The organism is Cryobacterium sp. TMT4-31 (assembly GCF_004403385.1).
Taxonomy (GTDB): domain Bacteria; phylum Actinomycetota; class Actinomycetes; order Actinomycetales; family Microbacteriaceae; genus Cryobacterium; species Cryobacterium zongtaii.
In genome coordinates, this window is sequence record NZ_SOGI01000030.1 from 1 (window position 1) to 15,842 (window position 15,842).

At 67.7% G+C, this 15,842-nt stretch carries 7 protein-coding genes and 1 pseudogene; 1 reads left to right on the top strand and 7 read right to left on the bottom strand.

Annotated features, from left to right (window positions below; translation table 11 throughout):
• From E3T19_RS06595 to E3T19_RS19600, 5 genes are all read right to left on the bottom strand, one after another.
• On the bottom strand, positions 1-252 hold a 252-nt coding region (locus tag E3T19_RS06595), incomplete at its 3' end, for a hypothetical protein (RefSeq protein ID WP_198418771.1).
• A 9-nt stretch (positions 253-261) separates the two neighbouring features.
• Complete coding sequence (locus E3T19_RS06600; RefSeq protein ID WP_134408386.1) at positions 262-2,739, bottom strand: transglutaminase domain-containing protein; 2,478 nt, start codon at positions 2,737-2,739, stop codon at positions 262-264.
• Positions 2,736-3,932: a DUF58 domain-containing protein gene (locus E3T19_RS06605; RefSeq protein ID WP_166788810.1), complete on the bottom strand. Its 1,197-nt coding sequence runs from the start codon at positions 3,930-3,932 to the stop codon at positions 2,736-2,738. The genes E3T19_RS06600 and E3T19_RS06605 overlap by 4 nt, the downstream gene beginning before the upstream one ends.
• A 101-nt stretch (positions 3,933-4,033) precedes the next feature.
• Complete coding sequence (locus tag E3T19_RS06610; RefSeq protein ID WP_088456515.1) at positions 4,034-5,002, bottom strand: MoxR family ATPase; 969 nt, start codon at positions 5,000-5,002, stop codon at positions 4,034-4,036.
• A 25-nt stretch (positions 5,003-5,027) separates the two neighbouring features.
• Positions 5,028-5,906 (bottom strand): fibronectin type III domain-containing protein, encoded by an 879-nt coding sequence (locus tag E3T19_RS19600; protein ID WP_370294259.1) that lies wholly within the window; start codon positions 5,904-5,906, stop codon positions 5,028-5,030.
• On the opposite strand from E3T19_RS19600, the gene E3T19_RS19605 reads away from it, so the two are divergent.
• Positions 5,851-5,970, top strand: coding sequence for a hypothetical protein (locus E3T19_RS19605; RefSeq protein ID WP_370294260.1), 120 nt, complete (start codon positions 5,851-5,853; stop codon positions 5,968-5,970). The genes E3T19_RS19600 and E3T19_RS19605 overlap by 56 nt on opposite strands.
• Positions 5,971-7,229: 1,259 nt before the next feature.
• Here the strand turns inward: E3T19_RS19605 and E3T19_RS19610 are convergent.
• Positions 7,230-10,313 (bottom strand): annotated as a pseudogene (locus E3T19_RS19610) (cadherin-like domain-containing protein); the annotation flags it as partial.
• 219 nt (positions 10,314-10,532) lie between these two features.
• Entirely contained in the window at positions 10,533-15,842 is a 5,310-nt protein-coding gene (locus E3T19_RS06620) for an Ig-like domain-containing protein (RefSeq protein ID WP_134408389.1), read from the bottom strand.

The following is a 15,842-nucleotide window of genomic DNA, read 5'->3' on the forward strand; positions in this document are numbered from 1 at the left end:
GGCCCCCGGCGGCGCGACCGCGGGGGCACCGGCCAGCGGGGCGGCTCCCACCGTGGGCATCGGCGGGCCGGTCGGCGGCGCCGCATTGTCGGCGACCATCGGAGCGCCACCCCCTGGCGCCGGCGGGATGGCGCCGATCAGGTTCTTGTGCGGCACCCGCGCCGTTGATTCCTCGTCGACCTCGGCGTCAGCCTCAGCGTCTTTCGAGCGAAACATGCCCGGCGGGGGAACAATGAAGTCCGGATTTTCCACGGTGCAACTCTACCTTCGGCCCGTGCCGGGGCCACGGCTGCCGCGCAGGTTCACCTGGCTCCAGTCCCGCTTGGCGCGGAGCCTGAACCTGGCGAGAATCCGGCGCAGGCGCCCGGCGGACTCCCCCGCGGTGGCGAGGCAGGCCAGTGCCGCCGTCCAATTGCTCTCCACGACCTCGTCGCTGACCTGCTCGCCGCCGAACACGGCGCTGTCGACGGAAGCTGCTACCGGCACCAGCCGGTGCGGCGCCACGAACTCCGCGGCGTCGACGATCTCCCCGGTGCCGTCGGGGCTGAGCAGCTGGGCGGCCAGCTGCGCTTCCAGGCTGACGGCCACCTGACGACGGCTCGACGCGCGTGGCACCTCGAAACCAAGCTCGGCAAAGCCGTCCGCCAGCTCGGACCAGGCTCCGGCGGCGCGTTCATCGCCGGTCCCCTTGGTTCGGCGATTGCGGCGGCGGCGGGACTTCAGCGCGGCGATGACGAGGAACGGGACACCGATCAGTATCAGCGGGATGCCGATCGAGCCGATCACGATCCAGGCCCAGCCGGGCAGCTCGAAGTCCTTGTCCTTGTCCTCGTCCTTGGTGTCGTCGATTTCGACGGCGGTCAGCAGGTCGTCGGCTTCGTTGTCCATGCGCGGGGGCTGACGCACCTGCGGCTGGGGCTCGGTCTTGGGCTTGGGGGTCTGGTCCTGCGGAACGTCAGTCTGGTCAGGGGTGGGGTAGAACGCGACCCAGCCGACGCCTTCGAAGGCCACTTCCACCCAGGCCGTCACGTCGGTTCCGGTGATCTCCACGGTGCCGGCGTCCTCGGGCACATCGGGCGCGAAGCCCATCACCACGCGGGCCGGGTAATCCAGGCTGCGGGCCATCAGGGCCATCGCGGCGGCGTACTGTTCCTCATCGCCCACCATCTGGGTGCGGGTGAACAGTTCGTTGATACGGTCGGCGCCGTGGCCGGCCCTGGACGGGATGCCGTCAGAGGCCAGGCCGTGGCTGAGGAACCCCTTGGTCTTGAGCGCCTGTTCGATCGCCCGGAGACTGTCGATGGGAGTATCGGCCGTGCCGGCGTACTCGATGGCCTTGGCCACGACGACGTCGGGGATGTTCTCGACCGCAGGCTGGGTGACGTCGGCGACGGGCACGTCCTGGAGGTCCTCATCCCGGTAGGTCTGCTGCAGCATGGCGTTCACCGTGTACTCATAACCGGGTTCGACACCGGTGGTGAGCACGGCGGTGCCGCTATCGGCGTTGTAGCGCAGGGTCTCGGCCTCCTCCTGGCTGCCCGCGTCGTCGAAGTCCACGGTGGCCGGATACCCGATCACCGGCAGCCAGACGTCTTCGTACCCGACGACGTCGACGGTGACGGTGCTGTTCGCACTGCTGGTGACCAAGGCCGGTTCGGGGATGGTGCGGCCCACGAGGCGGAAGCTGCCGGAGCCGTTCACCAGGGTGTCCGCGGCGGCCACATTCCACAGTTTGCCGTCGTAGGCATCCATACTCGCCAGCCGCAGGGTCTCTCCGGGCTGCATTCCGGTCACGGAGAACAGCGGGGTGTCAGCGAGGGTCTTGGTGAACTGCCGGAAGCCGGCCAACGGGCTCGGGAACTCGAGCGGATCGAACGGCGGCTGGATCTCCTCGCGCAGCACGAATCGGTCCTTGGTCTCCGGTGCCAGGACACCGCCGACGAGAGCGCCGATCAGCACGGCTCCGACGACCAGGGTGGCGGTGCCCAGAAGCTTGCGTCGCAGCAGCCGAGCTGCGCCCGCGGCATCCGCGCGTTCCACTTTCGTGCGGCGCCAGCCGATCCAGACGATGGCGACAACGGCGAAGGCAACACCGCGCAGGCCCGCGTAGAAGGTCTTGTCGGTGCCCATCAGGATGCCGGTCAGATACAGCAGGACCGGCCCGATCAGGAGAACACCGGTGCGCCAGACTGTGCGCCGGCGGCCGGGCAGCCACCGGCTGGCCAGCATGGTGCCGACCAGGGCGATCAACCAGGCCGCGAAGTAGGGCAGCACCGGCATGTAATACGGTGCTTCCACGGGCGTGCCGAGGGTGACGATGTCCTTCCAGCCGAAGACCGCGCCCAACGCCAGGCCGGCGGTGGACGAGATGCTGGGGAACACGCCGAGCAGGGCTTCGCCGGGCATGGTGAACGGCGTGCCGAGCAGGAAGTACGCCAGGATGGCGGCGAGCACGCTGGTGACTACACCCAGCCGCAGTGCGTAGCCGAGCACGGCGATTCCGGTTCCCACGATCAGTCCGCCGAGGCCGGCGACCAGGAAGTTGTAGTCGCCGAAGGAGGTCTCCAGGCCCAGCACGCCCAGCAACGACAGCAGGCTCAGCACGGCGACGTCGGTCCAGGCGGCCCGCGGGAACGGCCGCCAGGCCGCGCGCAGTCCCGCTGGCCGGTCGGGGCGTGGCCTGGCTGCCGGCGCGGTCCTGGCCCGCGTTGTCGGACGGGGGCGGGTGAAGCGGCTCATCGGTGTACCCGTCGGAGAAGTTTGGGCAGGTCGGCCAGATCGCCGATGGTGACGACCGTGAGGCCGGACACCGTGGACAGCCGGGACTGCGCCCCGGGGTTAATACGGAACGCGAGGGTGGTGGCGTCCTTACCGAACAGGGTCTGCGCGGCCCGGAATTCGGTGAGGTCCATCAGCGAACCGGCGATGATCATGACCACGCTGGGCGGCGGCAGGCGCCGGGTGGCGGCCCGCGCGAATTCCCGCAGGCTCGGGAAGAGGCCGGACACGGCGTCGATCCTGGAGGTGTCGTCGAGCAGGGACACCGGGGTCGCGGTGCGCAGGGCGAGCTTCTCGGTGACCACGCTGAGGCCGGTGCCGTCGCGGATGATCTGCAGCGCCAGCGATGCGGTCACGGACACGGCGAGTTCGAACTCCTCGTCCGAGGCGTAGTACGCGGTCTCGGAGGTGTGCACGATGGTGAGCTGGGTGCGCCGGGTCTCTTCGAACTGACGCACCATCAGCTGCCCGGTGCGGGCGGACGTGCGCCAGTGCACATTGCGCAGCGGGTCGCCGGGCTCGTACGCGCGCAGGGCGTGGAAGGAGATGTCGTCGCTGGTGATCTTCTTGGTGACCTCACCCTCGAGGTCACGCATGAGGCCGGCGGCCGAGGAGGCGATCCGGGTGGTCACCGGGTGCACGAACAGCTCAACGGCCTCGGTCCAGCGCACGGTGCGCCGCATCAGGCCCAGCTGGTCACCGCGCACCGAGACGGCGGGGCCGGCGACGATCACGGCGCGGCGCTGGGTGGGCACGGCGAACAGCTCGTCGTGCACGGCGGCCGGTGCGAGCCCGGGGATGACGAACTCCGCCAGCCCGGTGCCGACGGGAAGTTCCATGCGGGCGGGCAGCAGGGCGCGCTCCCCCGAGTTCGTGACGGTCATCTGCCCCAGGGCCCGTTCGCCGGCGACGACGCGGTGCGGGTTCAGCTGCAGCTCGACGGCGTAGGTGGCCCGACCGATGATGAACGGCACGGCAACGAGCACGGCGGCCAGCAGGGTGGTCGCCAGGTAGGTGAATTCCACCCAGCCGAACACGGCGCTCACGATGAACGCGGTGACCGCGCAGAGCAGCACCAACCGGCCGGCCGGGCCGATCACATCGACGACGGGGCGGATGCGCCCCAGCACGACGGCGAGCACCTGGCGGAGCAACCGCCAGGCGTGGGAGGCACCGGCCCCGAGCGCGCGACCGACCGATCTCAGGGCGTGTCTGGCCGGTGAGATCCTGACGGGCCCGCGCTCGGAGGCCCGTCTCATGCTGCGCGGAAGGCGGGCGGGGCCACCTCGACGAGGATCCGGCTGACGATGTCTTCGGCGGTGACGCCGGCGAAGTCGGCTTCGGGGTCGACCATGATGCGGTGCGCGAGCACCGGGATGGCCAGGTCGCGGATGTCGTCGGGGCTGACGAAGGTGCGCCCCTGCGACAGGGCCCAGGTCTTGGCCGCCCTGGCCAGGGCGAGGGCGCCACGCATGCTCACGCCGAGGGTCGAGGACACGTCGGTGCGGGTGGCGGTGACGATCTCGTTGAGGTAGCCGAGCACGGCGGCGTCCACGAACACCTCGGACGCCAGCTGGGCCATGGTGGTGACCGAGCTGGACGCGATGATCGGCGTGATCCCGGCGTCCCTGGACCGGTTCGAGGAGTCCAGCAGCAGGGTGACGGCGGTGTCGTGATCCGGGTAGCCGAGCGAGGTCTTGAACAGGAAGCGGTCGAGCTGGGCCTCGGGCAGCGTGTACGTTCCGGCCTGCTCGACGGGGTTCTGGGTGGCGATGACCATGAACGGGCTACCGACCTCGTGGCTGATGCCGTCGACGGTGACCCGGCCCTCTTCCATCACCTCGAGCAGAGCGGACTGGGTCTTGGGGCTGGCCCGGTTGATCTCGTCGGCGAGCACGATCGACGCGAAGATCGGTCCTTTGTGGAACTCGAAGAGGCCCTTGCCCTGGTCGTAGATGGTGACACCGGTGACGTCGGACGGCAGCAGGTCAGGGGTGAACTGGATGCGCGAGTTGGTGCCGTCGAGGGTCTTGGCCAGGGCCTTGGCCAGCACGGTTTTACCCGTGCCGGGGAAGTCCTCCAGCAGCACGTGGCCGTTGGTGAGCATCGCGGCGACAACGAGCCGGATCACGTGGTCCTTGCCGAGGATCGCCTGTTCGACGTTGCCGACGAGCTTGCCGAATGCTTCGGCGAACCAGTCTGCCTGTTCTTGGGTGACGCTCATGTGATGTTCTTCCTGTTCTCGTTCGTTAGCCGGAGCATGTGTTGGGCGCCAGGTTGTTCCAGGCCGTGCCGGAGATGGTGTTGGTCTCGGGGATACCGGTGGGCGCACCGGCGCCGATGATCACCTTGATGTTCTCGCCGCCCACCCGCACGCCCAGCCAGTTCTGGAGGCGTACCTTGCCGTTGGCGTTCAGGTCGTACCCGATGTTGGTGAACGCGCTCGAATCGCCGTTGATTGCGGTAGTGAGCCGGTGGTTGCCGGGTTTGAAGTACTCGTACCGAACCTCCACGTAGTTACCCACCGGGGCGTTCGCGCCCTTGCACACATACGCCCGGGGCGGGGGCGGCGGCGGTTCGGGTTGCGGAGTCGCCGTGTTCGAGGACGTCCACTCGCCGCAGCCGCGCGGGTTGCAGGCCCGAACCCGGTACTGGGCAGGCTGGTCGATGTTTCCGGTATCGGACGCCGAAAGGGCGGACGTATAGCGGTATCCACTACGCCCCTGAACCCACTCGTAGTGGTACTCAGTTACGCCGCGCCCGCCGTTGCTGCCGGGTGCAGACCAGGTGAGTTCAAGCGCCCCGGTGCCCTGCCCGGGCGCCCTGAGCGTGGCGCTGGCAGGCGCCCCGGGCAGTCCATAAGGGGTGACGGTTGGGCTCGAGGCCGACGGCGTGGAGTCTCCGATGGCGTTCCGGGCGGTCACGGTGAAGTCGTAGTTGGACCCGTTGGTCAAGCCGGTGATGTCGTGGGTGCCGGCGCTCTTCACTGTCGTGGAGCCGCCGCCCCACCAGATGGTGTAGTCGATGATCTCTGAGTTGTTCGACGACGGGGCGGTGAAACTCACCGTGGCGCTGCCGTCGCCCTCGACCGCGGTCGGCGCCTTGGGGGCATCCGGGTTGTTGCGGATCACGAAGGTGATCCTGGCCTTGGTCTGGCGGGCCGGGTCGCCGGTGGCGTCCTTGATCGTATAGACCACCGTGAGAGTGCCGGTGGCGCCCGAGCCGGTCTTGATGGTGACGTCGTTGCCGGTGAACGCGACGGAAGCGGAGCCGACCTGCTGTTCGATGACCGCGCCGATCACCACGAGCGGCTTGCCGTCCTTGGCGAAGGGGTTGTAGTCGTTATTGAGCACGGGCACAGTCTCCGAGGTGCTCGGCCGGGTTTCGATACCTGCGCCGTTGGGGCCGGCATCGTCGACGGCCTGGGGAACGGGGCGGGTGGACGAGACCACCGTCACCTCGATCGAGCCGGGGATGGTGAATTCCTTGTACGTGACCGAGAACGTGAGCTTCACCTTGGCGCCCGGCTGGGTGCCCAGCGGTGAGGAGATGGTGAGGTCGGCTCCGGCGAGGGTCGCGGCGACGGCGCCGCTCGTTCCGCTGAGCGATCCGTAGCTGACCCTCTGGATGATGTCGGGGTTGGGGTGTCCTGTCGAGTTGCGCAGGTTCACGACCTGCGCACCCTCGCCGGCCTCCACGGTGACCTTGGACGGGGTGAAGGTCGGAGCGACGTCCTCGAAGTTCGGGTCGCCGACGGTGATCGGGATGGTGAGGGTCGCTTGGTTGCCCTTGGGGTCTCCGGCACCGGTCCCGTCGGTCACCACGAAGGTCAGGGCGGCGGGCCCTCGGTAATCGGCCGCGGCCACGAAGCTCAGTGACGTGGAACCGTTCATGGCGTTCGAGCCGTCGCTGTTGGTGGCGGTGGCGCTGAGCAGCACGGCGGGGCGGCCGGAGGGGACCTCGACGATGTCGGCGAGGGACCAGCTCTTCGAGCCGTTCATCTTGATGACCTGCGGGCCGATGTCCTTCAGGAAAGGCGGCGGGAACACCTCTTCTTCCGGCGTCGGTTCGGCGTTCGCGGGATCAGTCGGCTTCGGGGTGTTCGGCTCCGGCATGGCCGGCACGATGATGAACGCGGTGGCACTGAGCTTGTCGACCTCGTTGGTGAGCCTGTAGGCGATCGCCTGACGTTCGAAGGTGGGCTCGACTCGCACGACGCCGTTTGACTGGATGGCGCCAGAGGCGGCGTTGGGTCCCTCCAGGCTGATGACCAGCTCGTCGATCAGGCCGCTCGGGTTCTCGGCTCCCTCGAGCGCGTCGATGTCGACGGCCTGGCCGGCCTGAATCTCTTCGGGTTCGACGAGGTGGTCGATCGCCACGGGGTACTGAGCCTTGGCGTCCTCGGTGACCTTCACCTGGATGAAGGCCGTGTCGGCGCCGCCGTGCCCGTTGGTGATCTCGTAGCGCAGCGTGTATGTGCCCTCCTCGGCGGGCGTTTCCACGATGACGCGACTGCCATCGACGGTGGCGATGATGCCGGGATCGACCTCGGGCAGCTTCTCGGAGAGGGTGAGCTTGTAGCCGTTGGGGTCGGAGTCGTTGAGCACGACCGGGATCGATCCGGTGCGGCCAGGCTTGATCTCGATGGCGTCGTCGATCGCGCTCGGCGCCAGCAGTTCGACCGGTCGAGGGATCACGCCGATGCGCACGGAGCCTTCGGCGGTGGCGCCTAGGGTGTCTTCGACCTGGTACGTGAAGACATCCGTTCCCGCCGTGCCCGGGTAGGCCTCGTAGATGAAGAAATCGCTGCCCGCCTCGACGATCCTGCCGAGCTCCGGGGCGCTGGTGACGTCCTTCAGGTACACCGAGTCGCCGTCGGGGTCGATGCCGTCCAGCGGCACCTGCACCTTGATGGTGGATTCGGCGAAGGTGCGCATGGTCAGCGGCAGCGGGGTGGGCGGCCGGTTGTTCTTATCGTCCAGGGCGGTGACGGTGAACCGCACCGTGGCCGTCGCGGTCTCGGCGAAGGCGTCGATGATGCTGTACACGACACTGTAGGAACCGGCTTCCTGGGGAGCCTGGTAGCGCACCTGGTTGCCCGTGACGAAGGCCAGTCCGCCGACATCGGCGGTGTCGGCCAGGTCGGGGGCGACCGTCATGGTGGCGGAGTCGGGGTGGTAGTCGTTGTCGAGCACCGGAACGGAGACGATGTCGCCGGCGCGCACGCTCACCGAGTCGTCCACCGCGACGGGAGGCTGGTGCTTCACCAGCGGCGGCACCGGCACGACGGTGACTCCGGCGGTTGACGTGCCGTCGCCGTCGCTGATGGTGTAGGTGAACTGCACCTGCTCGGTGAGCGCGGCGGCGGCGGTGACGCGCAGCACGGTGTTGGTGAGGATCTCCACGGTGACGAGGTCCTGGGTTGCGGTCAGGTCGACGGACTGCACGGCGAGGACCCGGCCGCTGGGTGAGACGTCGTTGTCGAGGACCGGGATCATCACCGGTTCGCCGGCGCGCAGGTACGCGGTGTCCTTGACCGCGATCGGCGGTTGCACGTCGTCGGGGTTCTCCAGCACGTCCACCCGGATCAGGCCGACGCTGGAGGTGGCGCCGGCGCCGAGGCTGTAGGTGAAGACGTAGCTGCCGGCCTTGTTCGCGGAGACGGCCACGGTGCCGCGCTCGAGGTTGGGCACGGCGGTGAGGTCGTTGGGCACTTCGTTGACCCCGATCAGGGCCAGCGGCGCACCGGAGGGGGTCACGTCGTTCTTGAGTGGTTCGATCAGGGCGGTCTCGCCCAGGAACACGGTGGTGAAGTCCGGAGTGCCGATGGGGTTGAGGCTGCCGGGCGCCTTCACGTCCACGGTCAGCACGCCGGTGGCGGTGAGCAGCCCGTCGGAGATGACGAACTGCACCTCCTTGACTCCCAGTTCGGCGGTCTTGGATTCGAAGGTCACGAAACCCTCCGGGCCGAACCGCACACCGTCACCGGTGGTCGGCGAGGCGGAGACCAGGTAGATGTCGTCACCGTCGGGGTCGATCCAGTCCGAGAGCACGTTGTAGCTGACCAGCTGGCCCTGCTCCACGCTGATGGCGCCGGCCCGGTTCGACACCGGGGCCAGGTTCTCCCCCAACGGACGCATGGTCACGTTCACCTGCGCCTCGGCGACGGCGCCGCGACCATCGGCGACCGTGTACCGGAACGACACCGTGCCGGCCGCATCCTCGGCGGGAGTGAACTGCACGGCCCGGCCACCGTCGATGTAATCCAGGCTGCCCTGCGACGGGGAGAACCCGCTGATGTTGGTGACCGTGAGCACGTCACCGTCGGGGTCGGTGTCGTTCTCCAGCACCGGCAACACCGTGGTCTTGCCCGGCCGCACCCCGTACGCGTCGTCGCGCGCCAGCGGCGCCCGGTTCACGTTCGTGCGCTCGGCCAGGGTGTCCTCAAACGACTGCTGGGCCGCCTTCTCGGTGCCGTCCTCAGCGTCCGATTCCTCGGGCGGGGTGACCTCTTCCCAGTTCTCGACCAGGCGCATGTTCGAATCCACCAGCCACACGTTGCCGTTGGAGAGGTTGTTCAACGCGATCACATCACGGTTGACCCTGAATTCAAGCACCGACCCCTGGGTGGGCTGCTGGATCGTCTCCCGCATTACCTCGGAGCCGTCGCAGTCGGCGAGGTAACGCTGGGCACCCGCCCAGGCCGCGTGCGCGCACCCGTTCAACCACACCGGTGCCGACACCGATTTCGGATCGGTCACGGCGGCATCCAGCTTCGCGTCGACCGTGACGATGTCGCCGCCGTTCAGAGGCACCCTCAGCAGCGCCTTCGTGGTCGCCACCAGTACCACGTCGTTCTCGGCCCCGGTCTGCTGCAACTTCAGGGCGGTTTTGGGGACCTCAATGCTCTCACCGTCGACAACGAGCCGATGGTTCTCCGTGTCCAGCAGAACGGCGGTGTCCCCCACCGCCGCGATCTGGAACTCGCCCAGCTTGGGCAGGTCGGATTCGGCGGACTCGGGTTCTTCGGCCGTCGGGTCGAAGCGGGTGAGGGTCTTGTCGGTCTTGGAGGCGCCGAAGACCACGCCGCCCGGCGAGACAGCGATGTGGCCGCCCTTGCCCAGTTTCATCACCGGGTCGGTGGCCTTGGGGTCGAAGCTCAGTTCGCCGGCGGCGTTGATCACCCAGACCTCACCGGTGGATTGGTTCATCACCGCGATGGAGTCGCCGCCGTAGGCGATCTCGGACCCCTGGGCCACGTCGACGCGTTCGCCGAGGGTGGTGAAGGCCGGGTCGATGCGTTCGATGGTGCCCGCGCTGCCGTCGATCAGGAAGACGTCTTCGCCGTCCTGCACCACGTCAAAGGTGCTCGATGAAGCGTTGACCGAGGCGTTCAGCTCTTCGATCTGCCGGTTCAACCGGCCGGCCAGCAGCTCTTTGCCGTTGGTGACCCAGACATCGCGGGCGGAGAGGTCGACATCCGTCACCGGGAAACCCTCGTGCAGCACCGCGAACGACAGGGGCACGCCCGCCATCACCGACAGAGCCACCACGGATGCCGATACCCTTCGGCCGCGCAACCACGAACTGAGGGTCCCCACCCGATTTCCCCCAAATGTGATGTTGATGCGTGTACGTGAAAAAGTATGGCCTATCGCGCCGTGACCTTTGGCACTGTCCCCTGACCGGCTCTTACGCTAACACGCGAACGGGGGCCACCCGGATGGGCAGGGGTACCCGTTCGTGCGTGTTCATCAGCAATTCGGAATGATCGTGCCGTTGGTGTCCGAGATCCGGATGAACCAGCCGTCGTAGCTGCGGTCTTCGATCTGGAAGTAGTACCAGTTCTTGCCGTTGCGCACGGACAGGCAGATCGCATCGATCACGGTTCCGGGCTGCAGGTAGCCGCGGGCGTTCATGGTGCAGCCCGAATTGCCGTTGGTGACGGGCTTGTTGTAGGTGGAGTCCGGTTCCGGGCAGGCCTGCTGGGTCACCGAGAAGCCGTAGTGGGTCGGTGCCCAGGCCGGCGGAGGCGGTGGCGGTGTCGTGGGTGTCGCGGCGTTCGATGTGGTCCAGTCGCCGCAACCGCGCGGGTTGCAGGCCTGCACCCGGTACTGGTACTGCGTGGTCGCGGTTCCGGTGGCCGAGGCGGTTGTGGCGCCACTGGTCGAGCCGTTGGCGGCGCCGCCGGTGACCCACTCGTATTTGTAGCCGCTGACCCCGCGCCCTCCGGTACTGCCCGGTGCGGCCCAGCTGAGCCCGAGCGCACCGTTGCCGGTGGCCGACGCCGTGAGATTGGCGCTGGCGGGAGCACCGGGCACTCCGTAGGGGGTGACCGTGTTGCTGGATGCCGAGGCGTTCGAGGTGCCTTTGGCGTTCTGGGCCGTCACCTGGAACGCGTAGCTCTGTCCGTTGGTGAGTCCGGTGATGTCGTAGGTGCCGGCGCTGGTCACATTCCTGGAGCCGCCGGTCCAGCTGATGGTGTAGCCCGTGATCGGAGAATTGTTCGAGGAGGGCGCCGCGAAGCTGATGGTGGCTGCGGCATTGCCCTCGGCTGCTGTGGGCGCGTTGGGGGCATCGGGACGGTCCCGGATGACCAGGGTGATGCGTCCCTGGGTGGCTCTGGCCTGGTCCTTGGTCGCGTCGAGGATGCGGTACACGGCGGTGAGGGTGCCGGTGGCACCGGGTCCTGTCGTGATGGTCACCCCGCTCGCGGTGTAAGAGACCGACGCTTTACCTCCGCTGACGTCCTGCTCGATCGTCGCGGACACCACGGTGAGTGGTTTGCCGTCCTGCGCGAAAGGGTTGTAGTCGTTGTCGAGCACGGGAACCTGCACGACCGAACTCGGTGTCGTTTCGATGCCGGCGCCGTTGGGTCCGGCGTCGTCCACGGCCTGCGGCACGGCCCGGGTCGAGGAGACGACAGTGACATCCACCGAGCCGGGGATGGTGAACTCCCGGTAGGTGACGCTGAAGGTGAGGCGCACCCTGGTGCCGGGTTGGGTGCCGAGTGGGGAGGAGACCGTGAGGTTGGCCCCCGAGATGGCGGCGGCGACATCCGCTGTGGCGCCGGCCAGGGCGCCGTAGCTGAGGTTTTCGATGATGGCCGGGTTCGGATGCCCGCTGGATGAGCGCAGGTTCACCACGGTTGCGGACTCGCCCGCCTCGAGGGTGACTTTGGGCGGGGTGAAGGTGGGGGCGACGTCTTCGAAGTCGGGGTCGCCGACGGTGATCGGGATGGTGAGGGTCGCCTGGTTGCCCGCGGGGTCGTCGGCGCCGGTGCCGTCGGTGACCACGAAGGTCACCGACGCCGGGCCGCGGTAGTCTCTGGCGGCCACAAAGCTCAACGAGGAGCCGCCGGCCACCTTTGAACCGTCACTGTTGGTCGCGGTGGCGCTGAGCAGCAGCGCGGGGCGGCCGGAGGGCACCTCGACGATGTCGCCGATGGTCCAGGACTTGGACCCGTTCATCTTGACGACCTGCGGGCCGATGTCTTTCAGGAACGGCGGCGGGAACTGCTCTTCTTCTGGTGTGGGCTCGGTGGACGGCTGATTCACCGGATCCACGGGTTTGGGCTGCGGTGGCACGATGATGAATGCCGTGGCGCTGAGCTGATCGAGCTCGTTCGTGAGCCTGTACGCGATCGCCTGCCGGTCGGTGGACGGTTCGACCCGAACCGTGCCGTCGGCCTGTAGCGCGCCGTTGCCGGCGTTCGGGCCCTCGAGGGTGATCACCAGGTCCTCGATCAGACCGCTCGGGTTCTCCGCGCCGTCGAGTACCGGGACGTCGATCGGCGTGCCGGCCAGGACCTGGTCGGGCTCGACGAAGTGGTCGATCGCGACCGGGTACTGCGCCTTCGCGTCCTCGGTCACCTTCACCTGCACAAACGCCGTATCGGCACCGCCGTGCCCGTTGGTGATCTCGTACCGCAGCGTATAGGTGCCTTCCTCGGCGGGTGCCTCCACGATCACCCGGCTGCCGTCGACCGTGGCCGTGATGCCGGGGTCCACCTCGGGCAGCTTCTTCGACAGGGTCAGCTTGTACCCGTTGGGATCAGAGTCGTTCAAGACGACGGGGATCGATCCATTGCGGCCGGGCTTGATCTCGATGGCGTCATCAACCGCGTTCGGGGGCAGCATTGCCACCGGGCGGGGGATCACGCCGATCCGCACCGTGCCCTCGGCCGTCGCACCGACGGTATCCGCGACCTGATAGGTGAACGAGTCAGTGCCGGCAGTGCCGGGGTAGGCCTCGTAGATGAAGAAATCACTGCCCTGGTCCACGATGCGGCCCAAGGTGGGAGCAGAGGTGACGGCGGTGAGGTACACCGAATCGCCGTCGGGGTCGATGCCGTCCAACGGAACCTGCACCTTGATCGTCGACTCCGCAAACGTGCGCATCGTCAACGGCAGCGGCGTGGGCGCCTGATTGTCCGCCACGTTCACGGCGATCACGGTGAACCGCACGATGGCTGTCGCGGTCTCCTGGAAGGCATCCGAGATCGTGTACGCAATGCTGTAGGCGCCGGGTTCGGTGGGCGCCTGGTAGCGCACCTGATTGCCCGTGACGAAGGCCAGCCCGCCGGCGTCGGCGGTGTCGGCCAGGTCGGGGGCGACCGTCATGGTGGCGGAGTCGGGGTGGTAGTCGTTGTCGAGCACCGACACACTCACGATGTCCCCAGCGCGCACGCTCACGGAGTCGTCGACCGCGACGGGCGGCTGATGCTTGATCAGCGGCGGCACCGGCACAACGGTGACGCCGGCGGTTGACGTGCCCTCGCCGTCGCTGATCGTGTAGGTGAACTGCACCTGCTGCGTGAGGGCCGCGGATGCGGTGACCCGCAACACCGTGTTGGTGAGGATTTCGACCGTGACGAGGTCATCGGTGCTGCTCAGGTCCACGGACTGCACCGCGAGCACCCGGCCGCTGGGCGAGACGTCGTTGTCCAGCACCGGGATCGTGACGGGTTCGGCCGCGCGGAGGTAAGCGGTGTCTTTGACGGCGATCGGAGGCAGGATCTCCGCGGGGTTCTCAATCACGTCAACGCGGATCAGGCCGACGCTCGACGTGGCGCCGGCGCCGAGACTGTAGGTGAAGACGTAACTGCCGGCCTTGCCCGACGATACGGCGATGGTGCCACGTTCCAGGTTCGGCACGGCGGTGAGGTCGTTGGGCACCTCGTTGACCCCGATCAACGCCAATGGGGCTCCCGACGGAGTCACATCGTTCTTGAGCGGCTCAATCAGTGCCGTCTCCCCCACGAACACTGTGCTGAAGTCCGGTGTCCCGACCGGGTTCAGCGTGCCCGCCGCCTTCACGTCAACGGTCAGCACGCCGGTGGCGGTGAGCAAGCCGTCGGAGATGACGAACTGCACCTCCTTGACCCCCAGTTCGGCGGTCTTGGATTCGAAGGTGACAAAACCCTCCGGGCCGAACCGCACACCGTCACCGGTGGTCGGCGAGGCGGAGACCAGGTAGATGTCGTCACCGTCGGGGTCGATCCAGTCCGAGAGCACGTTGTAGCTGACCAGCTGGCCCTGCTCCACGCTGATGGCGCCGGCCCGGTTCGACACCGGGGCCAGGTTCTCCCCCAACGGACGCATGGTCACATTCACCTGCGCCTCGGCGACGGCGCCGCGACCATCGGCGACCGTGTAGCGGAACGACACCGTTCCGGCCGCATCCTCGGCGGGAGTGAACTGCACGGCCCGGCCACCGTCGATGTAATCCAGGCTGCCCTGCGACGGGGAGAACCCGCTGATGTTGGTGACCGTGAGCACGTCACCGTCGGGGTCGGTGTCGTTCTCCAGCACCGGCAACACCGTGGTCTTGCCCGGCCGCACCCCGTACGCGTCGTCGCGCGCCAGCGGCGCCCGGTTCACATTCGTGCGCTCAGCGATGGTGTCTTCGAAGGACTGTTGGGCGGCTTTTTCGGTGCCGTCCTCAGCGTCGGACTCCTCCGGCGGGGTGACCTCTTCCCAGTTCTCGACCAGGCGCATGTTCGAATCCACCAGCCACACGTTGCCGTTGGAGAGGTTGTTCAACGCGATCACATCACGATTGACCCGAAACTCCAGCACCGACCCCTGGGTGGGCTGCTGGATCGTCTCTCGCAACACCTCGGAGCCGTCGCAGTCGGCGAGGTAACGCTGGGCACCCGCCCAGGCCGCGTGCGCGCACCCGTTCAACCACACCGGTGCCGACACCGATTTCGGATCGGTCACGGCGGCATCCAGCTTCGCGTCGACCGTGACGATGTCGCCGCCGTTCAGAGGCACCCTCAGCAGCGCCTTCGTGGTCGCCACCAGTACCACGTCGTTCTCGGCCCCGGTCTGCTGCAACTTCAGGGCGGTTTTGGGGACCTCAATGCTCTCACCGTCGACAACGAGCCGATGGTTCTCCGTGTCCAGCAGAACGGCGGTGTCCCCCACTGCCGCAATCTGGAACTCGCCCAGCTTCGGCAGGTCATTCGCTACCGGTTGGGCCGTGTCTTCGGAGGACGGGTCGTAGCTGAAGAGGCTCTTTTCGGTCGATGATGCGCCGAAGACCACGCCGTCCTGCGAAACGGCGATGTGACCGCCCGCGCCGAGCTCCATCACCGGGTCGGTGGTTTTGGGGTCGAAGCTCAGTTCGCCGGCGGCGTTGAGTACCCACACGTCACCGGAGGGGGCCATCACGGCGATCGAGTCGCCGCCGTGGAGCACCTCGGAGCCGGGCGTCACGTCGACACGTTCGCCAAGGGTGGTGAAGGCGGGGTCGATACGTTCGATCGAGCCCACACTGCTATCGATGAGGAAGACGTCATCGCCGTTCTGCAGCACGTCGAAGGCGCTGGACGCGGCGTTGACCGAGGCGTTGAGCTCTTCGATCTGCCGGTTCAACCGGCCGGCCAGCAGCTGCTTGCCGTTGGTGACCCACACATCACGGGCCGAGAGGTCGACATCCGTCACCGGGAAACCCTCGTGCAGCACCGCGAACGACAGCGGCACGCCGGCCATCACCGACAGGGCCACTACCGAAGCCGACATCTTGCGGCCGCGCAACCACGAACTCAGGGTCCCCAC

What these genes read in the sequence shown, in the direction of transcription:
- E3T19_RS06610 (WP_088456515.1), bottom strand. Translation starts at nt 5,002, where the DNA reads ATGAGCGTCACCCAAGAACAGGCAGACTGGTTCGCCGAAGCATTCGGC.
- E3T19_RS06600 (WP_134408386.1), bottom strand. Translation starts at nt 2,739, where the DNA reads ATGAGCCGCTTCACCCGCCCCCGTCCGACAACGCGGGCCAGGACCGCG.